The organism is Microvirga antarctica, from assembly GCF_017921815.1.
Taxonomy (GTDB): Bacteria; Pseudomonadota; Alphaproteobacteria; order Rhizobiales; family Beijerinckiaceae; genus Microvirga; species Microvirga antarctica.
In genome coordinates, this window is the sequence record NZ_JAGEMM010000001.1 from 1,156,798 (window position 1) to 1,180,195 (window position 23,398).

Consider the following 23,398-nt stretch of genomic DNA (forward strand, 5'->3'; position numbering starts at 1 on the left):
CCGTCCTATGCCTCGTCTTGCCATCTATCAACCCGACATTCCGCAGAATACCGGCACCATGCTGCGCCTGGCAGCATGCCTTGCCGCACCCGTCCACATCATCGAGCCTGCCGGCTTCGACGTGTCGGACCGCAACCTGCGCCGCTCCGGCATGGATTATCTCGACCGGGTCGACCTCACGCGCCATATCTCCTGGCGGGCCTTCGCGGAATGGCGGCAGGAGGATGGCGGGCGACTTCTGTTGGCGACGACCCGTGGCGCCATTGCCTACACGGCTTACGCTTTCCAGCCGGATGACATCATCCTCGTCGGCCGTGAATCGGCCGGCGTTCCCGAAGACGTTCATGCGGCAGCCGCTGCGCGCCTTCTCGTGCCGATGGTCGAGGGCCTGCGCTCGCTCAATGTCGCGGTGACAGCCGCCATGATGCTGGGCGAAGCCTTCCGCCAGACCGGCACCTTTCCGCCTTCCCCTCCGGAGACCTGACCCGATGACCGACCTTGCCGCCGCCGAACGCCTGCAGACAGAGGCGCCGCTCTGGTTCTCGACGCTGCGCGACCGCATCTGCGCGGCGTTCGAGGCGATCGAGGATGAGGTGGAAGGGCCGCTTCCCGCGGAGGCGAGCGCCGCCGGCCGCTTCGTGCGCCGGCCCTGGGAGCGCAAGGACCACAACGGAAACCCGGGCGGCGGCGGCGTCATGGCGATGATGCGCGGGCGCGTCTTCGAGAAGGTGGGCGTGCACGTCTCGACCGTCCACGGGGAATTCGCGCCCGAATTTCGCGGCCAGATCCCCGGTTCGGACGTCGATCCCCGTTTCTGGGCTGCGGGCATTTCGTTGATCGCCCACCCCTGGAACCCTCATGTGCCGACGGTGCACATGAACACGCGGTTCGTGGTGACGTCGAAGCCCTGGTTCGGCGGGGGCGCCGATCTCACGCCCGTGCTGGACCGTCGGAGATTCCAGGAGGACCCGGACACGCAGGCGTTTCACGCCGCCCTGCGGGAAGCCTGCGAGCGACATGCGCCCGCGGTCTCCTACGATAAGTACAAGCAGTGGTGCGACGAGTATTTCTACTTGAAGCACCGCCATGAATCGCGCGGTGTCGGCGGCATCTTCTACGATTACCACTGGACGGGCGATCCCGATGACGATTTCGCCTTCACCCGGGACGTGGGCGAGGCGTTCCTGTCCAGTTATCCTGCCATCGTCCGGCGGAATGTCGCAACGCCCTGGTCCGAGGAGGAAAGGGTCGAACAACAGGTCCGGCGCGGTCGCTATGTGGAGTTCAACCTGCTCTACGACCGGGGTACGATCTTCGGGCTGAAGACCGGCGGAAACATCGACTCGATCCTGTCCTCGATGCCGCCGACGGTGCGCTGGCCCTAGGGCTACATCCCGGCGCGCGCCGTCTCCATCAGGCGGGCCGCAGCCCCCTCATCGGTGGGGCATCCGGCCAGCAACCAGGCCTCACGGGCGCGGACCAGCAGGTGGCCGAGTTCCGGGCCGGGCGCGATCCCGGCCTTGAGGAAATCCGCCCCGCGAAGCGGAAAGGCCGGCACTGTTTCGCTGCCGTCGTGAAATGCCGCAAGCGTTGCAAGCGCCTCCGCGTCTGCCAGAGGCCGCGGCTCTCCGGCGAGCACGCCCATTGCGAACGCCAGCCACTCCGGGCCGTGATCGGCGACGAGGCGGCGCATGTCGATGGCGGTCAGGGTGCGCTCGTCGCTTTTGAGCCCACACACCAGATCGCCGAAAACGCCAAGCCGGCGATGCTCGTCGTTCGACAACCGCAGCCGTTCGCGCAGGCGGTCGGAATCCTCCCTGACCATGACGGCAAGAGCCGCCAGGCGGGCGATGGGATCGGGCATGGCGGAGTCGAGAGCGCAGGCCCGGTTGTAGCGCCCCATCTCGGCCGCGCCATCGATGAGCCAGGTGAGAAAGCCGTGCTCGCTCAGGATCGCCAGGGTGTCCCCGCTGCGCCGGGCGACGAGGATCTTCAGCCATTCGTGGCGGACGCGCTCGCGCGAGAGGATGGCGAGCCCGGCGCGCTCGAGGCCAGCCGCCGCAAGCCCTTCGGCATCGGGTTCGGCCTCGCCGTATTCCGCGTAGAACCGGAAAAATCGGAGGATGCGGAGATAGTCCTCGCGGATGCGCGTGCGGGCATCGCCGATGAAGCGCACCCGCCGGGCCGCGAGATCGTCCACCCCGCCCGTATAGTCGTGGATTTTTCCCGCCACATCGAGCGAGAGCGCATTGATGGTGAAGTCGCGGCGATGGGCGTCCGCCGCGAAATCGCGGCCGAAATGGACCACCGCCCTGCGACCGTCCGTTTCCACATCCTCCCGCAGGGTCGTCACCTCGAAGGGCTCGCCCTCGACGAGGACCGTGATGGTGCCGTGCTCGATTCCGGTCGGCACAGTCTTCAATCCGGCCCCGCGAGCCTTGCGGTCCGTCACGAGCGGGCTTGCGGTGGTGGCGAGATCGACCTCGGAAACGGGACGCCCAAGCAGGGCGTTGCGGATCGCGCCGCCGACGATGCGCGTCTCCTCGCCGCCGCCGTTGAGGACGGCGAGCAGACGTCGCAGTTTCGGCCGTCCCAGAAGCGCCAGCGGCGCCTGATGATCGACCGGGTGGATCATTTGAAGTGGCCCGGGACGAGCACGCCGTTCTCCATGTGGGACGGGACGTAGACCCCTGTCTGCCGGTCGGCGAGAAACCCGCCGGCAAGCAGGGAGACGATGATGAGGCCGAGGCCCGCCAGCACGAGCCAGGAGGTGTGCCGGCTCCACGACGACCAGGCCAGCGGATTGCGGCGCACGATCACGAGAAAGATGGCATAGGCGGCGAAAGGCAGGAGAAAAAGCAACAATTCCTGGATGATCGCCCGTGTCATGATGTGTAGAGCCTCTCGTAGAGATTGCGGACGATGCCCGCCGTGACACCCCAGATGTAGTGTTCCCCATACGAAATTGCATAAAAGCGACGCACCCAGCCTTTCCATTCCCGTGCATGAAGCTCGTGGTGAGACGGGTCCATGACAAAATCGAGCGGCACCTCGAAGGCGCGCTCCACCTCCGCCGGGTTGAGGTGGACGGTATAGTCCGGGGCGATTTCCGCCACCACGGGCATCACCAGGTAGTTGGTCGTCGAGAGATAGGGGTCGAGATAGCCGAGCACCCCGATGTGGCGGGCTGCGAGTCCGATCTCCTCCTCGGCTTCGCGAAACGCCGCGTCGGCGATGGAGGCGTCGGTGGGGTCGACCCGCCCGCCGGGAAAGGCGATCTGGCCTGAATGCTGGCGCAGCTGCGCGGAGCGTTCGGTCAGCAGCAGCGTGGGGTTTTCCCGCATCACGACCGGCACCAGGACTGCTGCCGATTTCGGGCGAAGCGGCAGGGCCAGCGGCACGTCGTCCAAGGTGTGGTCGCCACGCGGATTTGCCAGGGCGTCAGTCATGTCGGGCGGCTCGCGCCGGAGCCGGCGTGACGTGAGATCGAGAAAATCCGCCACGAGGGACGAAGCCTGCGTCATCAATCGGCGTCCGCACCGGAAGCGGTCCCGACGGGGTAGAAGAGCCCGCCGACAGCGATGCCGTAGCGCTCGGTCTGTCCCTCCAGGCGCTGCTCGCCCAACGCGATCAGATCGAAGGCGACGGCGCGGGTGACGAGCGCCCAAAGGTCGCCCCTGACCCTGACGGAGGGCTTCACGCCGCCCCCGTCCTCCTCGTCGAAACGCAGGGGATGGTCGGGGCCGACCTGAACCACGTCGTCGACATTGGTGCGAAACGCGATCTGGCGTGCATCCCCCTCTCCGACGACTGCCATCTCGACGGCCAGGAACGGCGCATCCTCGACCGTGATGCCGACCCGCTCGACGGGTGTCACAAGCACGTAGCGGTCGGGGTCCTTGCGCAGCACACTGGCGAAAAGCTTGACGAGGGCGGGCCGCTCAATCGGCGTTCCCATGTAGAACCAGGTCCCGTCGCGGGCGATCCGCATGTCGATCTCGCCGCAATAATCGGGATTCCAGCGCTCGACCGGCGGCGGGCCCTTGCGCTTGGCATCGGGTCCGAGCGCGGAGACGAGGCGGGAGAGCGCACTATCGGCGGGGGATGAGATTTCGGTCGTCATGACGGAAGAGTGAACAAGAAGATGCACCTTTAGGATCGACGGATGGCGATGAATCGCTACTTCCTTAAACCATAGTCACATCGGATGGTGCGTCCAGTTCACAGGCCATGCTGCGGCGCAACGATCCCTTGCATAACGATGGCAACCGACGGCACACTGCCGGTGGGGGCTCATGAGTGGAAGGACACCACATGACGGCTGGCATTGCTCAAGCGCCCACTGCCCTCGATGACGCCATTGTTCGCAGCGCCGAGGCGACGCTTGAGACGGTCGGACGGGCCAGAGAGGCAATCCACGCCGTCATCTTCGGCCAGGAGAAGGTCGTCGACCTGACGCTCATCACTCTGCTGGCGGGTGGCCACGGATTGCTGGTCGGCGTGCCGGGACTGGCCAAGACCAAGCTCGTCGAGACGCTGGGCACCGTGCTCGGCCTCGATGCCCGCCGCGTCCAGTTCACGCCCGACCTCATGCCGTCCGATATCCTCGGCTCGGAAATTCTCGACGAGGCTCCTGACCGGCGGCGCTCCTTCCGCTTCGTCAAAGGCCCGATTTTCACCCAGTTGCTGATGGCCGACGAAATCAACCGGGCCAGTCCGCGCACCCAATCCGCGCTCCTTCAGGCGATGCAGGAGCATCATGTCTCTGTCGCCGGCGAGCGGCACGACCTGCCCGAGCCATTCCATGTGCTAGCGACGCAGAACCCGATCGAGCAGGAGGGCACCTATCCCCTGCCCGAGGCTCAGCTCGACCGCTTTCTGCTCGAAATCGACGTGGATTATCCCGACCGGACGGCCGAGCGCCGGATCCTGATCGAGACCACCGGGGTCGACTCGCACGATGCTGTCGCGGTGATGAGCGCCGACGCCCTGCGCAACGCCCAGCGTCTGGTGCGGCGCCTGCCGGTGGGGGACAGCGTGATCGAGGCCATTCTCGATCTCGTGCGGTCGGCCCGTCCCGGCGACGACGGCGTTGCGGGGGTGACCGACAAGCTGCTGTGGGGTCCGGGGCCTCGCGCCAGCCAGGCCCTGATGCTGGCCGTGCGCGCCCGCGCGCTGATCGAGGGGCGCATTGCACCCTCCATCGACGACGTGATCGCGCTCGCCGAGCCTGTGCTGAAGCACCGCATGGCCCTGTCCTTCTCGGCGCGGGCCGACGGCGAAACGATTCCGAGCCTGATCGGCCGCCTGACCGCGCGGCTGGCGCGGTAGGACCGGCATCATGCCCCGCGTGAGGGTGCTCGAACAGAAAGCCCGTTCGCCCGGACGGGTCGAGACGGAAACAGCGCTCACCCTGGCCCAGCGCATGCCACGGCTGATCCTGGAATCACGTCGCGTTGCGGCAAGCCTGTCGCACGGCATCCACGGCCGGCGTCGCGCCGGCGTGGGCGAGACCTTCTGGCAGTTCCGGCCCTTCGTCACCGGTGAGGCCGCTCACCGGATCGATTGGCGGCGCTCGGGCCGTGACGATCGCCTCTATGTGCGCGAGCGGGAATGGGAGACGGCCCAGAGCATCTGGATCTGGATCGACCGCTCGGCCTCGATGGGATTTGCGTCCGATCTGGCGCAGGCCCCGAAGATCGAGCGCGCGCTCGTCCTCGGCCTTGCGCTGGGCGACACCTTCGTGGAAGCAGGCGAGCGCGTCGGGCTTCTCGGCCTCATGCCGCCCCGCGCGGCGACGCGGATCACCGAGATCATGGCGCAGGCCCTGGTGGCCGACAGCCGCGCCCTCGACACCGACCTGCCACCGCAGACCGCCATCGTCACCCTCGACGAGGCGATCCTGATCGGGGACTTCCTGTCGCCCCCGAAAGACATTGCAGGGGCGGTCCACAGCATTTCGAGCCGGGGCGCCAGGGGCCATCTGGTGATGATCGTCGACCCGGTGGAGGAAACCTTTCCGTTCCAGGGACAGGCGGTCCTGCATGACCTCGAGGACGGCCTCTCCCTGCGAGTCGGGGATGCGGGCGCCTGGGGAAAGGCCTACCGGGAACGCATCGCCCAGCACCGGGCCGAAATCGAGGAGTTGGTTCGCAGCCGCGGCTGGACGCTCACCATTCACCGCACCGATCGCCCCGCCAGCGAGGCGGCGCTGCGGGTGCTGACTCTGGTGGCCACCTCGCGCGGCGTCGCGACGGGAGGTCAGTGACATGCTCGGGCTCCCGCTGACCTTCACGGTGCCGCTGGTCCTGACGGCGCTGGCAGCCCTGCCGGCGATCTGGCTCCTGCTGCGCATCACGCCACCCCAGCCGATGCGGGTCGATTTCCCGCCATTGAAGATCATGGCCGACATGCGGCCGGAGCGCGAAACGCCGTCGCGCACGCCCTGGTGGCTGCTTCTCCTGCGGCTGCTGCTGGCCGCCTTTCTCATTCTCGCGGCGTCCGGGCCGATCTGGAATCCCCTCGCGCAGAGCACCAGCCGCGCGCCGCTTTTGCTGATCGTCGATAACGGCTTTGCGGCGGCCCGGGACTGGCGGGACCGACTTGCCCTTGCGTCAGCGCGCCTCGAGGCCGCCGAGCGGGACGGCCGGATCGTGGCGGTGCTTGCAACCGCGGGCGAGCCCTCGGCGATTGCGCCGTCGAGCCCCGGCGCCGCGCTGGAGCGGCTGCGTTCCTTCGCGCCGCAACCGATCCTTGCCGACCGGCAGGCTCATCTCGACTCCATCGGGCGATTTCTGCAAGCCACCCCTGACGCCGAGATCGTCTGGATCAGCGACGGTGTGGCGGGAACCGATGGTCAGGCCTTTGTGCAATCCCTGGCCGGCCTGCTCCCCGGCGACCGCGTCAGCATCCTGAAATCGGAGCGCGCTGGCGCGCTGGCACTCGCCGGGGCCGAAAATGCTGGTGGGCAGTTGACGACACACGTCGTGCGCGCCGAGCCCAACGGGCGCGATACCGGCACGCTGCGGGCGCTCGATCACAAGAATCTCCCGCTCGCCGACGCCCGCTACACCTTCACGCCCTCGGCCCTCGAGGCGGTTGCGGCTTTTGATGCCCCGACCGAGATCCGCAACGCGATCGCCCGGATCGAGATCCTCGGGGAAAGCTCCGCCGGCGCGGTGCATCTCCTCGACGAACGAGGCAAGCGCCGACGGGTGGGGCTCGTGTTCGGCGGAACATCGGATCAGGCCCAGCCGCTGCTGTCGCCCACCTTCTATATCGAGCGCGCGCTCGCGCCCTACGCGGAGATCCGCACGGGCCGCGGGGGCGTGACCGACGCGGTCAATCAGCTGCTCGACGAACAGGTGTCGATCCTGGTTCTGGCCGATGTGGGCGGCCTCGACCGCGAGACGCTCGCCAAAGTCACCGGTTTCGTCGAGCGGGGCGGGATGCTCCTGCGGTTTGCCGGTTCGCGCCTCGCGGCCGGAAACGACACCCTGGTTCCCGTCCACCTGCGCCGGGGCGGACGCAATCTCGGCGGGACATTGTCCTGGGACACCCCCAAGACCTTTGCGCCCTTCACCCGGGAAAGTCCTTTTTTCGGCTTGGCTGTCCCGGAGGAAATCGGCATCCGCCGGCAGATTCTCGCCGAGCCTGACGGCGATCTCCAGGCCAGGACCTGGGCGTCCCTGGTGGATGGGACGCCGATCGTGACGGCCGACAAGCGGGGCAACGGATTGATCGTTCTGTTTCATGTGACGGCGGACACCACCTGGTCGAACCTGCCACTGTCAGGCCTGTTCGTCGACATGCTGCGGCGCATCACGGCTCTGGCCGGCACGCCGCTCGATGTGGGAGCGCAATCGCGCAACGCCGAGAACCAGACGGTGGCCCCCCGCCTCACCCTCGACGGCTTCGGCGTGATGACCTCCCCGCCGGCAACCGCCCGGCCGGTCGCGCGCGATTTTGCCGCCCGCGCCAATGCGGATCATCCCCCCGGATTCTACGGCCCGGTCGATTCCAGCCTCGCGGTCAATGCCCTGGTGATCGGGGATCGCCTGGCGCCCCTCGATTTCGCGCCCCTGAAAGCCACCATTGCGCCGCTGGCCGGCGCGCAGACGATCGACCTGCGGGCCTCCCTGTTGACCGTGGCCATCATCCTTCTCTTGATCGACACGCTCGCCTCGCTCTGGCTGGGCGGCGACCTGTCGCGGGGATTGCGCCGAACCAGACGAGCGGGAGCCGCGGCAGCGCTGGGGACCATTGTGGTTCTGGCGATGAGCAGCGGTTCGCCCGTGGATGCCCAGGAGAGGCGGCCGCCTGTCACCCGGGATGCGCTGCAATCCGCCCTCGTGACGCGACTGGCCTACGTCATCACCGGCGACGCGCAGATCGACGAGACGAGCAAGGCGGGCCTTGCCGGGCTGACGCAGGTCCTCGGCCAGCGCACCGCCCTCCAGCCGGGAGAGCCCATCGGGGTCGATCCCGCCCGCGACGAGATGGCGTTCTATCCGCTGCTTTACTGGCCGATAGCCCCGGGCCGGCCGGCGCCCAGCGATGCCGCGATCCGTCGCCTCGACGCCTACATGAAAAGCGGCGGCACGGTGATCTTCGATACCCGCGACGCTTTCAATGCGCGGCCGGACGGCTCCGTCAGCGCGGAGGGGCGATACCTGCGCAACATGCTGTCGTCCCTCGACATCCCCGAGCTGGAGCAGGTGCCGCTCGACCACGTCCTGACCAAGACCTTCTACCTGCTGGACGATTTTCCCGGCCGCTACGCGACGGGCCAGACCTGGGTCGAGGCGCTGCCGCCGACCGAAGACGATGCCGGCCGCCCGGCCCGGTCGGGCGACGGCGTGTCGCCGATCATCATCACGTCGAACGATCTCGCCGGCGCCTGGGCAGTCGGGGCCCGTGGCGAAGCCCTCAACCCCATGGTGGGCGGCGACCCGCGCCAGCGCGAGATGGCCTATCGGAGCGGCATCAACCTCGTCATGTACGCCCTGACCGGGAACTACAAGGCCGACCAGGTTCACGTGCCGGCGCTGCTCGAACGGCTCGGGCAATAGGGTGAGGACACAGCGTTGCTATCGGTGAGTTTCTCCCCCCTGCTTCCAGCCGTGGCCCTGTGGGCCGTAGGCGCCGTTGCGGCGCTGCTGGCCCTCCTCGCCGTGGTGTCGCGGGGGCCGGTGGCGCTGCTGCGCGCCCTTGCCCTCGGCCTCGTGGTTCTGGCGCTGGCCAACCCATCGCTGGTCCAGGAGGAACGGGAGAAGGTCAAGGATATCGTCGCGGTCGTCATCGATCGTTCAACCTCGCAGACACTGGGCGACCGGCCGGCGATGACCGAGCAGGTCCGGGCGGAGCTGCAGCGGCGCTTCGGAAGTCTCGCCGACGTGGAGCCGCGCTATATCCAGGCGGACGACAGCGCCGGCGACGATGGCACGCGCCTCTTTGCGGCCCTGTCGAACGGACTGGCCGATGTGCCGCCCGATCGTCTCGCCGGCGTGATCTTCGTCACCGATGGCGTCGTGCACGATATTCCGCCCTCCATCGAGAGCCTCGGCTTCCGCGCCCCCCTCCATGCGCTGATCACCGGCCGGCCGGATGAGCGCGACCGGCAGATCAAGCTGATCGAGGCTCCGCGCTTCGGCATCGTCGGCCGCGACCAGACCATCCGCGCGGTGGTGATGGAGCGCGGCGGAACAGGCTCGGCCTTTGTCACCGTCCGGCGGGACGGCCAGGAATTCGCCCGCCAGCAGGTGCGCGCCGACACGCCCTTCTCGGTGGATGTGCGGGTCGAGCATGGCGGCGCGAATGTGATCGAACTGGAGGTCGAGGGGCTGCCCGACGAGCTGACGCTGGCCAACAATCGCGCCGTCGTGCCGATCGAGGGCATCCGCGAGAAGCTGCGGGTTCTGCTCGTATCGGGCGAGCCCAATCCCGGCGAGCGGACCTGGCGCAACCTCCTGAAGTCAGACGCCAACGTGGATCTCGTCCACTTCACCATCCTGCGGCCGCCCGAGAAGCAGGACGGCACGCCCATCAACGAATTGTCGCTGATCGCCTTTCCGACCCGCGAGCTGTTCCAGCAGAAGATCAAGGAATTTGACCTGATCATCTTCGACCGCTACGCGAACCAAAGCGTGCTGCCGCCGAGCTATTTCGACAACATCGTCCGCTACGTGCGCGATGGAGGCGCGGTTCTCGTCGCCGCCGGTCCGGAATTCGCGGGCTATGGCAGCCTCGCGCAGACCAGGCTCGCTCCCATCATTCCCGGCACGCCCAATGGCCGGGTCATCGAGGAGCCCTACAAGGCGCGGATCACCGACACCGGCAACCGCCACCCGGTCACCCGCGACCTGCCAGGGTCCGAGAGCCAGCCGCCGGCCTGGGGCGAATGGCTGCGCATCATCGGATCGCAAGTGCCCTCCGGCGCGACCTTGATGTCGGGGGCGAACGACCTGCCGCTGCTGGTGCTGCGGCGCGAAGAGAAGGGGCGCGTCGCCCTGCTTCTGTCCGACCATGCCTGGCTTTGGGCCCGGGGATACAACGAGGGCGGCCCCCATCTCGATCTCCTGAGGCGCCTCGCCCACTGGCTCATGAAAGAGCCGGCGCTCGAGGAAGAGGCCCTGCGCGCCAGCGCCGCTGGACGCACGATCCGTGTCGAACGCCAGACGATGAAAGAGACGGTCGACCCCGTCATCCTGTCGGCGCCGAGCGGCGCACAGCGAGATCTAACGCTCGCCGAATCCCGCCCCGGCCTGTTCACGTCGCAGGTGGAAACCCCGGAGCTCGGTCTGCATACCCTGCGTTCCGGCGATCTCATTGCGTTCGTCAGCATCGGCCCGGCCAATCCGCGTGAGTTGACCGATGTGTTCAGCAACACGGACGCCCTGCGCCCCATCGCCGAGGCGACCGGCGGGTCGGTGCGTCGGGTCGCCATGGAGGGGGATCGGGGCATCACCGTGCCCCGGATCCTCGCCGTCCGCTCCGGCGCGCGGATGTCAGGCGGGGACTGGATCGGAATTCGCCCGAGTGAGAGCGCGGTGGTGCGCGGCGTCTCGGTTCTGCCGCTGGCGCTTGGCTTCCTCGGACTGATCCTGCTCGTGGGTGCAACGCTGATCGCCTGGATCGCGGAGGGCCGCAGGCGCGCCTGACGGAACGGTCCTGTTCAGCGCGGTCGCGCGGCGACCTGCCCCTTCGCGCCGGCAAGCGCGCCGTCCACGAGTTCCAGCGCGAGAAACCGAGCTGGATTGACCGGGCCGGGCAGGACGAGATGTCCGGGCGGAATCGGCTTGAAGCCGAAGCGGCTGTAATAGGGCGCATCTCCCACCAGCAGGACGAGCGAGTGACCGGCGTGCCGGGCGGCATCGAGAGAGCGCCGCATCAGCGCGCCGCCGATGCCACGGGCCTCGAAGGCCGGCTCCACCGTCAGCGGACCCAGCATCAGGGCCGGAGCGTCGCCGGCCTGGACGGCGGTCACGCGGACGGAACCCACGAGAAGCGTGCCAACCAGAGCCGTAAAGGACAATTCGGCAAGATGGGGCGCGCCCTCCCGAAGGCGGGAGGCCGTGCGGGCAAAGCGCCCCGGGCCGAAGGCGCGCTCGTGCAGGCGCTCGATGGAATCGGAATCGCTCGGCTGTTCGGAACGGATGGAAAGAGAGAGCTCGGTCATGGACGGACTCGCGGTGACGGCGGGAAAATGGGCGTGACGGGAATCAGCCGTGTCGTCGTCGCAGGATCCGTGCAGCGGTCATGAATTGAGGTGCTTCCTTAACGGCTTTCGCCATAGCAGCGTCCCGGCCCGTCTGCAAACGCTTCCGCTACCAGGTCTGCGCCGGGCGAAGGCCATCCCGGATCTCAGCCAGCCGCCGCCGGGTTGCGGCGGTGGTTGCCTCCGGGAGCGCGTCCAGGGGAAAGAAGCCAGCCTCGGCGATTTCGCGGTCGGGAGCCTTGATGCCCGCCACGGTGAAGGCGCGCACCACGTACACGACCACATGATCGCGGCGCGACGCGCCCGGATTATGGAAGACGCCGTGAGTGACAGGCTCGCCGTCCACGCGAATGCAGGCTTCCTCGTGCAATTCCCGCCGCAACGCGTCCTCGGCGGTCTCCCCCGTCTCGACGCCGCCGCCGGGAAGGTGCCAGCCTGACACATAGGTGTGCCGGATGAGAAAAACCCGGTCCTCGTCGTCGAGGACGACGCCGCGAACCCCCATCGTGAGGCCGCGCGAAAACCGCCAGAAGGTATGGAGCGCCCAGCGCATGGAGCGGCCGGCGAGGGTCTGCCGGGTGACGTCGGGGAATCTGATGATCACAGCACATCCATGATGACGAAAGCGTGAATCACTTCATTCATAAAACGCATGGCTGATCCATTGTTTCAGCGCGTGACCCGCGTGGGGCGCAGATGTATGTATTCGCCATCGCAAAGGTGTCCCCATGTTTCTCTCGCTCATCCTCTCGCTCATTGCCCGTTCGGACCGTTTCAACTGGTCGCCCTCCCTCGACCTGCGGGACCATGCCATCCGCTCGACGCTGATGGCCGGCGCTCAGTACTGAGCCGATTTCCGGTCTCGGCCAAGCTCCCATTTTGGGATCGCACGCTTTCCTGGTGAATGAATCTGCCCGGTCCCGCGCCACAACGCGGGACGCGGGTTTTTGTCGTGAGTCAGCGCCTGCCGCGTCGTGAGAGCGCGATTGAGTGGCAGCCTCAGCGCCGCGCGCGGATGACCACGACGATCGCCGCTTGACCCAGCGGCGCGCTTCGGCGAACTCTCCCTGTCATCCGTGATCAGGTTCTCATGTTTCGCCTCGCTCATCTGACCGACCCGCATCTGGGTCCCCTGCCGCGTCCGCAATTGCGGCAATTGCTCAGCAAGCGCCTGACAGGGTGGTACAACTGGCATCGCGGCCGGCGTGGCATGCATGACATGGAACTGCTCGCGCAGCTGGTCCTCGACATCCGCTCGGAAAATCCCGATCACATCGCCTGCACGGGCGATACCTGCAATATCGGCCTGCCCAGCGAATGGGCCGTGTCCCGCCTGTTCCTCGAAGAGCTGGGGCCGCCTGAGCATGTGAGCTTCGTGCCCGGCAATCACGACGCCTATGTGCCAGGTGCGCTCGAGGGATTGCTGCGGGAAATCGGCCCATGGACCCGGGGAGACGACGGATCCGAGGGCGTTTTTCCCTATCTGCGCCGGTTCGGCGACATTGCGGTGATCGGGCTGTCGTCGGCAATTCCGACCCTCCCCTTCGTGGCGAGCGGCCGTGTCGGCGGGGTTCAGATGCGGGCGACGGAGAATCTCCTCGGCGCCCTCGGGCAGGATCGGTCCTGCTTCCGCATCGTCCTCATTCATCATCCGCCCCATGTGGGAGGCGCGCAGCCCGGCCGGGATCTGACCGATTCCAAGGCTTTCGAGGCGATGCTCCGGCGGGTCGGGGCGGAACTGATCCTGCATGGGCACAATCATGTGGGGTCCATCGCCCACCTGCCCGGCCCTCACGGACCAGTCCCGATCATCGGCGCACCGTCAGCCTCGGCGCGCGGCGGAACGCTGACCCACAAGGCCGGCTACCTGCTCTTCACCATCGACCACGACAAGACCGGCTTCTTCCTCACGGCCGAGCGGCGCGGGTTGCTGCCGGAGGGCGGCATCGGCTCGTTGGGGATGCTATCCTTGGGAGAGATCCGGCGGCCGACCGGGTGAGGAGACAGGGCCGGCGGAACGCGTCCGCGTCAGACGCCGCCGTACCCAGGCTGTCACAGGGCGCTCGAGAAAGAAATGCACGACGCTGGCTGCCACCAGCGTCCCGGCAAGCGCCGCGACGACGAATCCCCACGGGCCGATCAAACCTGCAATCCCTGTTCGGACGGCCATTTCTGCGATGCCGCGAATGACGAAGGGGTGGATCAGGTAGATCGCATAGGACATGTCCCCGAGCGCGGCGCAAAGCCGTGTCAGAAGGCCGGAATTCGCCGCGCGGTCTCCCGTCAGTGCGGCGGCAGCAACGAGCGCGGCCGCCGGCAGGCCCCATTGCAGCGGGCGGGCGAGCGTGAGTTCTCCCCCTGACCCGAGCGGCCCGAGAGCCAGCATCGCGAGCGCTGCCGCGACGAGGGCCAGTCTGATCGGACGCGTGAGGATAGCCCCGCGGTGGTGGAGGAAGCCCAGCCCAACCCCGAACGCGAATTCGAGAATGATCGGATCGGTCCAGAACCCGAGCGGTTGCGGCAGGGGGGCGATGGAGCCCGCCACCACCAGGCCAAGGAGCATGGCGAGCAGGCACAGGAGTGCGGCCCGGAACCGCAGGCCCAGGACGCCCGCGAACAGAACGTAGAAGAACATCTCGTAATTGAGAGTCCAGCCGAGCGAATAGAGCGGCTGCACGAGCCCGTCGGGCCGGGTGGCCGGAATGAACAGGTAGGAGGCCGCCACCTTCCATGCCGATGGTACTGGCTGGTTCAGCACGGACGGCAGCACCCAGGCGATCAGCAGGTAGATCGTCGTGACCGCCCAATAAAGCGGGGCAATGCGCGCAAACCGCCTGGCGAGAAACACCGACCGGGCTCCGGGCTGCGCGAAGAGCGGCCGCGACGCATAGACCATGATGAAGCCGGAAATGACGAAGAAGACATCGACACCGGCCATGAACGGAAACCGGGTCCAGGATTCGAACGCCTGTCTGGTTCTGCCCGCCAAGGCGCCAGCGTCATGTTGCGCATGGAGCAACGCCACCGAGAGGGCCGCAAGACCCCGCAGAAGCTGAATGTGGACAAGTTTTGCCAAGGGCGTCTCGATGAGCTTTCCCGCTCATAGACCATCGGCGCGCAAAGATCATCCGGCACGCAGCCGCCGAGTGGCCCGTCTCAGCCGCGGGCCATGAAAGCCTCGGTCGCCTCCCTGGTCGGCATCGGCGCGACCGCGCCCTTGCCCAGCGTCGAGAGGGCCGCCGCCGCATTGGCAAAGGCAGCGGCGCGAAACGGGTCGCGATCGCGGAGCCATTCGGCCAGGAACGCGCCGTCGAACGTGTCGCCGGCCCCGGTGGCGTCGATCGCCTCTACCTTCCGGGCCGGGATGACCTCGACGCGCCCGGGCGTGGCCACCATCGTGCCCGCCTTGCCCATGGTCAGCGCCACGACCTCAGGGCCAAACGCGAGATAGTGTTTGCAGATCTGCTCGGGCGTTTCGAGGCCTGTCAGCTGCTGGGCGTCGTCCAGACCCGGCAAGACCACGTCCGACATCGCAACGGCCGCATGAATGACCGCGCGGGCGCGATCGAGCGGCCACAGGCGAAGACGCAGGTTGGTATCGTAGCTGATTGTCGTGCCGTTGGCGCGGGCGTGGCGGATGGCGGCAAAGACCGCATCGGCGCAATGCTCCGAAATCGCCTGGCTGATCCCCGAGGCGTGCAGAACCCGCGCGTCGGCGATCTGCCCCAGAGGCAATTCCTTGACGGTCACAAGGCTCGCAGCCGACCCGACGCGGGCATAGGAGAACACATGGCCCTCCTCGCCGTAGCTGATGAAATAGGCCCCGGTCCGGCCCTCGGGTCGCACGATCACCGAGGACCGATCGATGCCCTCCTTGTCCCAGAGCCTGAGAAAATCCGCCCCGAAACCGTCGCTTCCCAGCGCGGTGAAGATAGCCGTCTTTGCGCCCTGCCGCGCCGCTGCCACCGCGGTGTTGGACACATCGCCCCCATGGCCCGGCAGATAGAGGCGTTCGCCGTCGCGGGTGACTTCGGCGAATTCCATCAGCGGCTCGCCGATGGTGAGGATGTCGATGGTTTTCATGCGAGGACCGCCTGCGATGAGCCGGGAAGGGTCGCCGGGTCGTCCCTGCCGACCGACAGGACCTTGCCGGGATTGAGAAGATTCGACGGGTCGAGCGTGCGCTTGATGGCCCGCATCAGGTCGAGCGCCACCGGATCCTTGTAGTGCGAGAGTTCGTCGCGCTTGATCAGTCCGATGCCGTGCTCGGCCGCGATCGAGCCATTCATGCCGGTGACGATATCGTGGACGATGCGGTTGAAGCGCTCCCACTCGGCCAGATAGGCAGCTTTGTCCATGCCCACAGGTTGCGACAGGTTGAAGTGGATGTTGCCGTCCCCGAAATGGCCGAAGGCGCAGACGCGCAAACCCGGCATGACGGCCTCGCATGCGGCCGTCGCCACGTCGATGAACTCGGCCACCCGGGAAACCGGGACCGCGACGTCATGCTTGATCGAACCGCCTTCCAGGCTCTGAACCTCCGACAGGTTCTCGCGCATTCCCCACAGCGCGATGCTCTGGGCCTCGCTCTCGCCCAGAACCGCATCGGCGATGGTGCCATCCTCGAGCGCCTCGGACAGGACCTCCTCGAGACTGCCGCGCAGGTCGGCATTCGCCTGCGGCGAGGTGAGCTCGATCAGCGCATAGGACGGATGCGATTCGGCCAGGGGCCGCCTGTAGGCCGGGCGGTGCTTCAGCACGATGTCGAGTCCGAAAGCCGGGATATACTCGAACGCCGTCAGGTGATCGGCGGAAGCGGTCCGAAGCCGGTTGAACAGGGTGAGGGCGTTGTCCGGCGAGTCACATCCGACGAAGGCCGTCACGCGGGTCCGCGGCGCCGGCACGAGTTTGAGAACCGCGGCCGTGATGATGCCCAGCGTCCCCTCGGACCCGATGAAGAGGTCGCGCAGGTCGTAGCCGGTATTGTCCTTGCGCAGACCCTTGAGGCCGTCCCAGATCCGGCCATCCGCCAGCACGACCTCCACACCGAGGGTGAGTTCGCGGGTGTTGCCGTAACGCAGGACGGCCGTTCCGCCCGCATTGGTGGCGAGGTTTCCCCCGATGGTGCACGAGCCTTCCGACGCCAGCGAGAGCGGGAAGAGATAGCCAGCCTCCGCAGCGGTAGACTGGACCCGTTGCAGGATGCAGCCCGCCTCGACCGTGATCGTGCCATTGACCGGATCCAGCGCACGAACGCGATCGAGCCGGGACAGCGAGAGCACGATGCCTCCATAGGGAACGCCCCCGCCCACCAGCCCCGTATTGCCACCTTGCGGAACCACGGGAATTCCGGCCCGGGCGCATTGCGCCACCACGAAGGCAACCTCCTGCGTATCGCCCGGCCGGACGACGGCAATCGCGTTGCCGCGATAAAGGCCGCGCAACTCGACCAGCGCACCGGCCATGTCGCTCTCGGCTGTCGCCACATGGTTTGGCCCCAGGCGTTCCCGAAGGGTGTCGATCAGTGCGGCTGCCAGGCTCGAGACGGTCATTCGCTCTCCTTTCGGTAGGGCTTACTCATCGCGTCTTGCGCGACAGATCGCAAGATGGCCCGGCCTCTCCGTGCACTCCTGAACGTGCAGATTCCATCGCTTGAGGGCGCCCTCGCCGGGGCCCTTGCCGGTCACTTGCCTTTTCAAAGACTTTGGCCGTTACTGAGTATCGGCGCGATCGGGTCGATCGCGGGACCATAAGCCCCACCTGAGGCGGGGCGATCAAAAAGGGAACTCCGATGAATCTCTTCAAGGCACTTACCCTCGCCCTGCTGGGCTCGACGCTCGCCATCGGCGGCGCTTCGGCCCAGGGCAAGACAGTGAAGATCGCAACCGAAGGCGCCTATGCGCCCTGGAACTTCACCGGCGCAGGCGGCAAGCTCGAAGGCTTCGAAATCGATCTCGCCAACGATCTCTGCGGGCGCATGAAGGTCCAGTGCGAGATCGTGGCACAAGACTGGGATGGGATCATCCCGGCCCTCAACGCCAAGAAGTACGATGCGATCATGGCCGGCATGAGCATCACTGACGACCGCAAGAAGGTCATCGACTTCGCCGGTCCCTACGCCAATTCGCCCAACGGTTTCCTGGTGGCCAAGAACTCGCCGCTCGCCAAGATGCCGGGCACGGGTGAAGCCTTCAATCTGGGCACCCAGACCGCAGCGGCCGAGAAGGCCATCGACGCCGTCAAGCCACTGCTCAAGGGCAAGACGATCGGGGTCCAGGGATCGACGATCCACTCCAATTTCGCCGACAAATACCTGAAGGGAACGGCCGAGGTTCGCGAGTACAAGTCGACGGAGGCGCACGATCTCGATCTGTCGGCGGGCCGCATCGATGCGGTGCTGGCAGACGCCACCGCTATCATCGGAACGCTCGAGAAGCCGGAATTCAAGGACTATGTACTGGTCGGGCCTTCGATCGTCGGCGGACTGCTCGGCTCCGGCGTCGGTGTCGGCATGCGCAAGGAAGACCAGGAGCTGAAAAAGTCGTTTGATACCGCGATTCAGGCGGCGATCAAGGACGGCACCGTCAAGAAGCTCTCGCTGAAATGGTTCCAGATCGACACCACGCCGCTGAGCTGAGACCCGGCGCATACGACGAAAGAAGGGCGTGGTGCAGACCGCGCCCTTTTTCATCAGTCTCGCCGCGTCCTGCGACCGAAATCATCAGGCCGCGGCTCTGATTCGGCCGGAAGGGGGCTTGCTTCGCTTCGGCATTTGCCTGTTAGCTTTGAGCCACCGGGAGACCGCCAAAGGCCCGGGGAGAGAGCCTCGCGCGATAAATGGTTCGGGAAAACTGACCACAGGGAACGACGATGAAATTCTTCACAGCACTCAGTGTCGGCCTTCTGGCCTCCGCCCTTGCCACAGGCGGCGCGGCAGCCCAGGAGAAGACGATCACGATCGCCACGGAGGGCGCCTACGCCCCGTGGAACTTCACCGGAGCCGGCGGCAAGCTGGAAGGCTTCGAGATCGACCTCGCGGCCGATCTGTGCGCGCGAATCAAGGTGAAATGCGAAGTGGTGGCGCAGGATTGGGACGGCATCATTCCGGCCCTCAACGCCAAGAAATACGATGCCATCATGGCGGGCATGAACATCACCGACAAACGGTTGGAGGTGGTCGCTTTCACCCGGCCCTACGCCTCCGGCATGCACGGGTTCGCCACCACCAAGGATTCGCCCCTGGCCAAGCTCGCGGGCCTCGGTGAGCGCGCCAATCTCGACAAGGACCCGGCCGCCGCCCAAAAGATCATCGAGGAATGGAAGCCACTTTTGAAGGGCAAGACCATCGGCACGCAGGGCTCGACCGTCAATTCGCAGTTCCTCGAGAAATACCTCAAGGACACGGTCACGATCCGCGAATACAAGACCACCGAGCAGCATGACCTCGACCTCGCAGCCGGTCGGGTCGACGCCATCTATGCGGCGCATTCCTCGCTCAAGGCCACCCTCGACCAGCCCGAGTTCAAGAACATGACGATCGCCGGCGCGGGCGTGTCCGGGGGCGTTCTGGGGCGTGGCGTCGCGGTGGCCGTCCGCAAGGACGACGCGGATCTCAAGGGCAAGTTCGACGGCGCGATCCAGGCTGCGATCGCCGACGGCACCATCGCCAAATTGACCCAGAAATGGTTCAAGGTCGACATGACCCCGCAGGGCTGACCGTTTGACAATCTCGAGCGCGGACCGCGCCATCCCTCCGGGGATGGCGCGCAGCAAGGTGTGCGGAACGTGCAGCAACTGAGTTATTTCGAGCTCATCGGCTTCGGGCCGAAGGGCTGGGGCCTCGCCCTTCTCACAGCCACCGGCATGACGCTTGCTGTCGCGCTGTGTGGCTTCCTCGCCGGCTCCATCGTCGGCACCTTCGTGGCCTGGGCGAAGCTGTCCCGGAACCTCGCCGCGCGCACGCTCGCGGACGGCTACACGACGGTGCTCCGCGGCATCCCCGACCTCCTCGTGATCTACCTGTTCTACTTCGGCGGCAGCGCGGCTTTGGGCGCCATCGGCGGCCTGTTCGGCGCACAGGGGTTCATCGGCGTGCCGGCCTTCGTCACCGGAGCGCTCGCCATCGGCATCGTGTCGGGAGCCTATCAGGCCGAGGTGTTTCGCGGCGCCTACCAGATTCTCAACCGGGGTGAATTGGAAGCCGCGCGCTCCGTCGGCATGCATCGCTGGCTGATGTTCCGCCGCATCATCGCCCCGCAGGTGCTGCGCTACGCAATTCCGGGTCTCGGCAACACCTGGCAGCTCGTGTTGAAGGAATCGGCGCTGATCTCGGTTACCGGCCTCGTGGAACTGCTGCGCCAATCGCATATCGCCGCCGGATCGACGAGACGCCCCTTCGATTTCTACATCACGGCGGCGATCCTCTATCTCGTGATCACGTGGGTTTCGACCTACCTCTTCCAGCGGGCGGAAACCCATTCTCTGCGCGGTCTCCGGAGGACGTCCTGATGGATTTCACCTTCATGTGGGAGACCTTCCGGCAGCTTCTCACCGGTGTCCCCCTCACCCTCAACCTTGCCTTCACGTCGGTCGCGTTCGGTGCCGTGCTGGCGATGATGCTGGCGTTGATGCGGATGTCGGGGATTGCCGTCATCGAGATGATCGCCAAGGCGTATGTGTTCGTCTTTCGCGGCACGCCGCTGCTGGTGCAGATCTTCCTCATCTATTACGGCCTCGGACAATTCCGTCCCACGCTCCAGGAACTGGGCCTGTGGACGTTCTTCCGGGAACCCTATTGGTGCGCGATCCTGGCGCTGACACTCAACACCGGCGCCTATGCCAGCGAGATCATTCGCGGCGGCCTGCAATCGGTTCCCTACCCGCAGGTCGAGGCCGCGAAAGCCGCCGGCATGTCCGGTTTCCTGCTCTTTCGCCGGATCGTGTTTCCGATCGCGGTTCGACAGGCGCTGCCGGCCTATGGCAGCGAGATCATCCTGATGGTCAAGGCGACGTCACTCGCCTCGATCATCACCATGATGGAAGTCACCGGTCTTGCGGCCAAGATGATTTCGCAGACATTCCGCGCCGTGGAGATCTTTGTCGTGGCAGGGGTGATCTACCTCATTCTGAATTTTGCCATCACGCGCCTCATCATGGCGCTCGAGTGGTGGCTGTCCCCGCATCTGCGTCGCCCGCCTTCCATCGAACCACGGATCGAGGCAGCGCATGTCTGATGGAGCACCGATTTTGACGACATCCCATCCCCCCGCGGTCGAAGTCGAGAACCTGCGCAAAAGCTTTGGCTCCCTCGAGGTTCTCAAAGGTGTCTCGCTCACCGCGAAGGACGGCGACGTCATATCGATCCTGGGCGCCTCCGGATCGGGCAAATCGACGATGCTCCGCTGCATCAACATGCTCGAGGTGCCTGATTCCGGCCAGATCAGCATCGGCGGCGAGGCGATCAAGCTCAAGCGCACGCGCCATGGGATGGAGCCTGCGGATCAGAAGCAGGTCGACCGCATCCGCTCCCGGGTCGCCATGGTGTTCCAGAGCTTCAACCTCTGGTCACACATGACCGTTCTCGAGAACGTCATCGAGGCGCCCATCCACGTGCAGAAACGACCGCGCGCGGAATGCATCGCCGAGGCCGAAGCCATGCTTCAGAAAGTGGGCATCGTCGACAAGCGGAATCAGTACCCGTCGCACCTGTCAGGCGGCCAGCAGCAGCGCGCCGCCATTGCCCGCGCGCTCGCCATGCGTCCGCAGGTCATGCTCTTCGACGAGCCGACTTCAGCGCTCGATCCGGAACTGGTGGGCGAGGTCCTGCGCGTCATGCGGGCCCTTGCCGAGGAGGGCCGGACCATGCTCGTCGTGACGCACGAGATGGGTTTTGCCAGGGATGTGTCGAACCGGGTGATGTTCCTGCATCAGGGCATGGTGGAGGAGGAAGGCCCACCGGCCGACGTCTTCGGCGCGCCGAAATCGGAGCGCTTCAAGCAGTTCATTTCCAGCGACCGCTAACGATCACCGGCGCTCGATACGCTGGATCTCGTCGCCCATCGACTCGGGCTTGGCGGGCGTCACATCGCGATAACCCGGGCGCGGCTCCCCCGAGGGCCAGCCTTGCTGGGGTGGCCATCTCATCGGCCCCTGCGCGAGAGGACCACCACGGCGACCGAGCGTTCCCGCTGCCACGCTGAGAAGCGTCGGAACGGCCAGGATCAGCAGCGAGACAAGCCCCCAGACGAACACGACCGCCGCGAGCCCGACATTGCGGATGGCCGAGAGACCCCAGGACAGCCATTCGACGGTCCCGGGATGGGATGTGACCACGTCGGCATTGCGCGCCAGAAGGTCGCCAAAGAGGCCGATGAGGCCATAGACACCCCACGCCACAAGCGTCCATATGGCGACGCCCAGTGAGGCGAAGATCCAAATCAGTCGTGTCATTGTTATCGTCCGTCGACCCTGACGGCTGTGCCGTCGATCTGGCTCGGGCCCCGCCGCGATATGCCCAGATGCTCGTGAATGATGCGCAGGTTGCGCTGGTTGGACTTGTAGAACACGTCGAACACGTCTCCAGCAAACGGAATGGCCCCGATGGCCGTATCGACGCACACATTGCCCACCATCCGGGCGATCTTCCAACGCGGCAATCCGAGCCGACGGGCCTCCCAGATGATATAGCTCGCCAGCACAGCCGTCACGGCGTCGCCGATGCCCGGCACCAGTCCGATGACCGCGTCCAGCCCAACCCGGCGGTTCAGGCCCGGGATGAGGAAGGCATTGTCGAGGAGCTTTGCCACCAGCGCCACCCGTGCAAGCGAATCGGCGTGAGATCGGCTGTGACCGGTCATCGTGTCGAATGTTGCGCTGTGCGCGGCGTTCATGGCTCGTCTCCCGCTGCCGAAATGGCAGCCGCAGACGTGATGTGTGCATGATGAGCCGGCGTCGCAAGATTGCGAGGCATCAAGACCTCCCTGCCCCCCTACCTCCAAAGATCACGCCGACCTCCATCTTGCCGATTGCAGGACCGACTTACTATTTTAAATTGCATTTATCTCTTCGATTCACCTCTTGGTTTTATCATTCCGGTTGGAGGCCCCGCTGCGCATTCGCGGAGAGCCTTTTTTCTCGAGGGCGCGAGAAAAGACATGCGCGACGACGATTGTGCTCCGAAGACGCATTGGATCCTCGTATCGACCCTTACGGCCGCGCTGGGCAGCTTCGGGAGCCCGGCACTGGCCGAGAGCAGCGAGCATCCGCCGGCCTCGTATGTGAGCCTGCCTGAGCCCGGGAGCCCGCAGGAATTGCGCGAGGGCGACGTCCTCCAAGGTGAAGCGACCTCCCCGCGATCGGATGCCGGCGTGATCGCGGTGCGGCCGCCGGTTGGGCTTCACTGCCTGCCGCCTGATCTGCGCAGCGTCCTCCACGCGGTAGCGGCTCGGTTTGGCCCGATCAGCATCGAATCGACCCATCGCAGTCCGGGGCGCAATCGCCAGGCCGGCGGCGCGCCGCACTCCCTTCACCTCGCCTGCCGGGCGGTCGACCTGCGGGTGCGCGCCAGGCCACGGGGCGCGATGGCGTATTTGCGCTCGCGCCGCGAAGTCGGCGGCCTTAAGATCTATCGCACCGGTATCATCCACATCGACAACGGAGCGCGCCGGCACTGGTGAGGCAGGA

General features: G+C 66.2%; 24 protein-coding genes. 13 read left to right on the forward strand and 11 right to left on the reverse strand.

The window, feature by feature from the left end; translation table 11 throughout:
- Positions 1-7 precede the first annotated feature (7 nt).
- Both J4G32_RS05585 and hemF read left to right on the forward strand, forming a co-directional pair.
- On the forward strand, positions 8-484 hold the full coding sequence (locus J4G32_RS05585) for a tRNA (cytidine(34)-2'-O)-methyltransferase (RefSeq protein ID WP_210485522.1): 477 nt from the start codon (positions 8-10) through the stop codon (positions 482-484).
- 4 nt (positions 485-488) lie between these two features.
- Complete coding sequence (gene hemF / locus J4G32_RS05590; protein WP_210485118.1) at positions 489-1,385, forward strand: oxygen-dependent coproporphyrinogen oxidase; 897 nt, start codon at positions 489-491, stop codon at positions 1,383-1,385.
- Positions 1,386-1,387: 2 nt separating this feature from the next.
- On the opposite strand, the gene J4G32_RS05595 is transcribed toward hemF, so the two are convergent.
- Genes J4G32_RS05595 through J4G32_RS05610 form a run of 4 tightly spaced genes read right to left on the reverse strand, consistent with a single transcriptional unit; the run spans position 1,388 to position 4,123 of the window.
- Complete coding sequence (locus tag J4G32_RS05595; protein ID WP_210485119.1) at positions 1,388-2,635, reverse strand: CCA tRNA nucleotidyltransferase; 1,248 nt, start codon at positions 2,633-2,635, stop codon at positions 1,388-1,390.
- Positions 2,632-2,889, reverse strand: a complete 258-nt coding sequence (locus J4G32_RS05600) for a DUF6111 family protein (protein WP_210485120.1) — start codon at positions 2,887-2,889, stop codon at positions 2,632-2,634. The genes J4G32_RS05595 and J4G32_RS05600 overlap by 4 nt, the downstream gene beginning before the upstream one ends.
- Positions 2,886-3,524, reverse strand: a complete 639-nt coding sequence (locus J4G32_RS05605; protein ID WP_210485121.1) for a CoA pyrophosphatase — start codon at positions 3,522-3,524, stop codon at positions 2,886-2,888. Before J4G32_RS05605 ends, J4G32_RS05600 begins: the two co-directional genes overlap by 4 nt.
- Positions 3,524-4,123 carry a DUF1285 domain-containing protein gene (locus tag J4G32_RS05610; protein ID WP_210485122.1) on the reverse strand — a complete coding sequence of 200 codons (600 nt, stop codon included), beginning with the start codon at positions 4,121-4,123 and terminating at the stop codon, positions 3,524-3,526. Before J4G32_RS05610 ends, J4G32_RS05605 begins: the two co-directional genes overlap by 1 nt.
- A gap of 191 nt (positions 4,124-4,314) precedes the next feature.
- Between J4G32_RS05610 and J4G32_RS05615 the strand changes: the two genes are divergently transcribed.
- The 4 genes from J4G32_RS05615 to J4G32_RS05630 are packed head-to-tail and all read left to right on the forward strand — an operon-like array spanning position 4,315 to position 11,159.
- Positions 4,315-5,331 (forward strand): AAA family ATPase, encoded by a 1,017-nt coding sequence (locus J4G32_RS05615; RefSeq protein ID WP_210485123.1) that lies wholly within the window; start codon positions 4,315-4,317, stop codon positions 5,329-5,331.
- Between the two features lie 10 nt (positions 5,332-5,341).
- A complete protein-coding gene (locus tag J4G32_RS05620; protein ID WP_210485124.1) occupies positions 5,342-6,268 on the forward strand; it encodes a DUF58 domain-containing protein in 927 nt (308 codons plus the stop codon).
- Position 6,269: 1 nt separating this feature from the next.
- Positions 6,270-9,071 (forward strand): DUF4159 domain-containing protein, encoded by a 2,802-nt coding sequence (locus J4G32_RS05625; protein ID WP_210485125.1) that lies wholly within the window; start codon positions 6,270-6,272, stop codon positions 9,069-9,071.
- A 15-nt stretch (positions 9,072-9,086) separates the two neighbouring features.
- Positions 9,087-11,159, forward strand: coding sequence for a hypothetical protein (locus J4G32_RS05630; protein WP_210485126.1), 2,073 nt, complete (start codon positions 9,087-9,089; stop codon positions 11,157-11,159).
- Between the two features lie 14 nt (positions 11,160-11,173).
- On the opposite strand, the gene J4G32_RS05635 is transcribed toward J4G32_RS05630, so the two are convergent.
- Both J4G32_RS05635 and J4G32_RS05640 read right to left on the reverse strand, forming a co-directional pair.
- On the reverse strand, positions 11,174-11,677 hold the full coding sequence (locus J4G32_RS05635; RefSeq protein ID WP_210485127.1) for a GNAT family N-acetyltransferase: 504 nt from the start codon (positions 11,675-11,677) through the stop codon (positions 11,174-11,176).
- 148 nt (positions 11,678-11,825) lie between these two features.
- Positions 11,826-12,269, reverse strand: coding sequence for an NUDIX domain-containing protein (locus J4G32_RS05640; protein ID WP_210485523.1), 444 nt, complete (start codon positions 12,267-12,269; stop codon positions 11,826-11,828).
- A gap of 537 nt (positions 12,270-12,806) precedes the next feature.
- On the opposite strand from J4G32_RS05640, the gene J4G32_RS05645 reads away from it, so the two are divergent.
- Positions 12,807-13,715: a metallophosphoesterase family protein gene (locus J4G32_RS05645; RefSeq protein ID WP_210485128.1), complete on the forward strand. Its 909-nt coding sequence runs from the start codon at positions 12,807-12,809 to the stop codon at positions 13,713-13,715.
- On the opposite strand, the gene J4G32_RS05650 is transcribed toward J4G32_RS05645, so the two are convergent.
- The 3 genes from J4G32_RS05650 to J4G32_RS05660 all read right to left on the reverse strand — a co-directional run bounded on the left by J4G32_RS05650 (position 13,680) and on the right by J4G32_RS05660 (position 17,268).
- Positions 13,680-14,792: an acyltransferase family protein gene (locus J4G32_RS05650; protein ID WP_246504772.1), complete on the reverse strand. Its 1,113-nt coding sequence runs from the start codon at positions 14,790-14,792 to the stop codon at positions 13,680-13,682. The genes J4G32_RS05645 and J4G32_RS05650 overlap by 36 nt on opposite strands.
- Before the next feature lie 80 nt (positions 14,793-14,872).
- Complete coding sequence (locus J4G32_RS05655; RefSeq protein ID WP_210485129.1) at positions 14,873-15,799, reverse strand: sugar kinase; 927 nt, start codon at positions 15,797-15,799, stop codon at positions 14,873-14,875.
- Positions 15,796-17,268: an FAD-binding oxidoreductase gene (locus J4G32_RS05660; RefSeq protein ID WP_210485130.1), complete on the reverse strand. Its 1,473-nt coding sequence runs from the start codon at positions 17,266-17,268 to the stop codon at positions 15,796-15,798. Before J4G32_RS05660 ends, J4G32_RS05655 begins: the two co-directional genes overlap by 4 nt.
- A gap of 239 nt (positions 17,269-17,507) precedes the next feature.
- On the opposite strand from J4G32_RS05660, the gene J4G32_RS05665 reads away from it, so the two are divergent.
- From J4G32_RS05665 to J4G32_RS05685, 5 genes are all read left to right on the forward strand, one after another.
- Positions 17,508-18,353 carry a lysine/arginine/ornithine ABC transporter substrate-binding protein gene (locus tag J4G32_RS05665; protein ID WP_210485131.1) on the forward strand — a complete coding sequence of 282 codons (846 nt, stop codon included), beginning with the start codon at positions 17,508-17,510 and terminating at the stop codon, positions 18,351-18,353.
- Between the two features lie 233 nt (positions 18,354-18,586).
- A complete protein-coding gene (locus J4G32_RS05670) occupies positions 18,587-19,432 on the forward strand; it encodes a lysine/arginine/ornithine ABC transporter substrate-binding protein (RefSeq protein ID WP_210485132.1) in 846 nt (281 codons plus the stop codon).
- A gap of 69 nt (positions 19,433-19,501) precedes the next feature.
- Positions 19,502-20,224 (forward strand): ABC transporter permease, encoded by a 723-nt coding sequence (locus tag J4G32_RS05675; RefSeq protein ID WP_343232590.1) that lies wholly within the window; start codon positions 19,502-19,504, stop codon positions 20,222-20,224.
- A complete protein-coding gene (locus tag J4G32_RS05680; protein WP_210485133.1) occupies positions 20,224-20,949 on the forward strand; it encodes an ABC transporter permease in 726 nt (241 codons plus the stop codon). Before J4G32_RS05675 ends, J4G32_RS05680 begins: the two co-directional genes overlap by 1 nt.
- A complete protein-coding gene (locus J4G32_RS05685; RefSeq protein ID WP_210485134.1) occupies positions 20,942-21,736 on the forward strand; it encodes an ABC transporter ATP-binding protein in 795 nt (264 codons plus the stop codon). The genes J4G32_RS05680 and J4G32_RS05685 overlap by 8 nt, the downstream gene beginning before the upstream one ends.
- Before the next feature lie 3 nt (positions 21,737-21,739).
- Here the strand turns inward: J4G32_RS05685 and J4G32_RS05690 are convergent, their stop codons facing one another.
- Both J4G32_RS05690 and J4G32_RS05695 read right to left on the reverse strand, forming a co-directional pair.
- Positions 21,740-22,165 (reverse strand): hypothetical protein, encoded by a 426-nt coding sequence (locus J4G32_RS05690; protein ID WP_210485135.1) that lies wholly within the window; start codon positions 22,163-22,165, stop codon positions 21,740-21,742.
- Positions 22,166-22,167: 2 nt separating this feature from the next.
- Positions 22,168-22,605: a DUF4112 domain-containing protein gene (locus tag J4G32_RS05695; RefSeq protein WP_210485136.1), complete on the reverse strand. Its 438-nt coding sequence runs from the start codon at positions 22,603-22,605 to the stop codon at positions 22,168-22,170.
- Positions 22,606-22,869: 264 nt separating this feature from the next.
- Here J4G32_RS05695 and J4G32_RS05700 point away from each other — a divergent pair, with 264 nt between their 5' ends.
- On the forward strand, positions 22,870-23,391 hold the full coding sequence (locus tag J4G32_RS05700) for a YcbK family protein (RefSeq protein ID WP_210485137.1): 522 nt from the start codon (positions 22,870-22,872) through the stop codon (positions 23,389-23,391).
- Positions 23,392-23,398: the final 7 nt, after the last annotated feature.

Bases quoted from the DNA above. Each gene is read 5' to 3' on its own strand.
- J4G32_RS05655 (WP_210485129.1), bottom strand. From the start codon at position 15,799: ATGAAAACCATCGACATCCTCACCATCGGCGAGCCGCTGATGGAATTC.
- J4G32_RS05690 (WP_210485135.1), bottom strand. From the start codon at position 22,165: ATGACACGACTGATTTGGATCTTCGCCTCACTGGGCGTCGCCATATGG.
- J4G32_RS05615 (WP_210485123.1), top strand. From the start codon at position 4,315: ATGACGGCTGGCATTGCTCAAGCGCCCACTGCCCTCGATGACGCCATT.
- J4G32_RS05620 (WP_210485124.1), top strand. From the start codon at position 5,342: ATGCCCCGCGTGAGGGTGCTCGAACAGAAAGCCCGTTCGCCCGGACGG.
- J4G32_RS05600 (WP_210485120.1), bottom strand. From the start codon at position 2,889: ATGACACGGGCGATCATCCAGGAATTGTTGCTTTTTCTCCTGCCTTTC.
- J4G32_RS05635 (WP_210485127.1), bottom strand. From the start codon at position 11,677: ATGACCGAGCTCTCTCTTTCCATCCGTTCCGAACAGCCGAGCGATTCC.
- J4G32_RS05595 (WP_210485119.1), bottom strand. From the start codon at position 2,635: ATGATCCACCCGGTCGATCATCAGGCGCCGCTGGCGCTTCTGGGACGG.
- J4G32_RS05610 (WP_210485122.1), bottom strand. From the start codon at position 4,123: ATGACGACCGAAATCTCATCCCCCGCCGATAGTGCGCTCTCCCGCCTC.
- J4G32_RS05645 (WP_210485128.1), top strand. From the start codon at position 12,807: ATGTTTCGCCTCGCTCATCTGACCGACCCGCATCTGGGTCCCCTGCCG.
- J4G32_RS05640 (WP_210485523.1), bottom strand. From the start codon at position 12,269: ATGCGCTGGGCGCTCCATACCTTCTGGCGGTTTTCGCGCGGCCTCACG.
- J4G32_RS05665 (WP_210485131.1), top strand. From the start codon at position 17,508: ATGAATCTCTTCAAGGCACTTACCCTCGCCCTGCTGGGCTCGACGCTC.
- hemF (WP_210485118.1), top strand. From the start codon at position 489: ATGACCGACCTTGCCGCCGCCGAACGCCTGCAGACAGAGGCGCCGCTC.
- J4G32_RS05605 (WP_210485121.1), bottom strand. From the start codon at position 3,524: ATGACGCAGGCTTCGTCCCTCGTGGCGGATTTTCTCGATCTCACGTCA.
- J4G32_RS05680 (WP_210485133.1), top strand. From the start codon at position 20,224: ATGGATTTCACCTTCATGTGGGAGACCTTCCGGCAGCTTCTCACCGGT.
- J4G32_RS05585 (WP_210485522.1), top strand. From the start codon at position 8: ATGCCTCGTCTTGCCATCTATCAACCCGACATTCCGCAGAATACCGGC.
- J4G32_RS05700 (WP_210485137.1), top strand. From the start codon at position 22,870: ATGCGCGACGACGATTGTGCTCCGAAGACGCATTGGATCCTCGTATCG.
- J4G32_RS05695 (WP_210485136.1), bottom strand. From the start codon at position 22,605: ATGAACGCCGCGCACAGCGCAACATTCGACACGATGACCGGTCACAGC.
- J4G32_RS05685 (WP_210485134.1), top strand. From the start codon at position 20,942: ATGTCTGATGGAGCACCGATTTTGACGACATCCCATCCCCCCGCGGTC.
- J4G32_RS05670 (WP_210485132.1), top strand. From the start codon at position 18,587: ATGAAATTCTTCACAGCACTCAGTGTCGGCCTTCTGGCCTCCGCCCTT.
- J4G32_RS05625 (WP_210485125.1), top strand. From the start codon at position 6,270: ATGCTCGGGCTCCCGCTGACCTTCACGGTGCCGCTGGTCCTGACGGCG.
- J4G32_RS05660 (WP_210485130.1), bottom strand. From the start codon at position 17,268: ATGACCGTCTCGAGCCTGGCAGCCGCACTGATCGACACCCTTCGGGAA.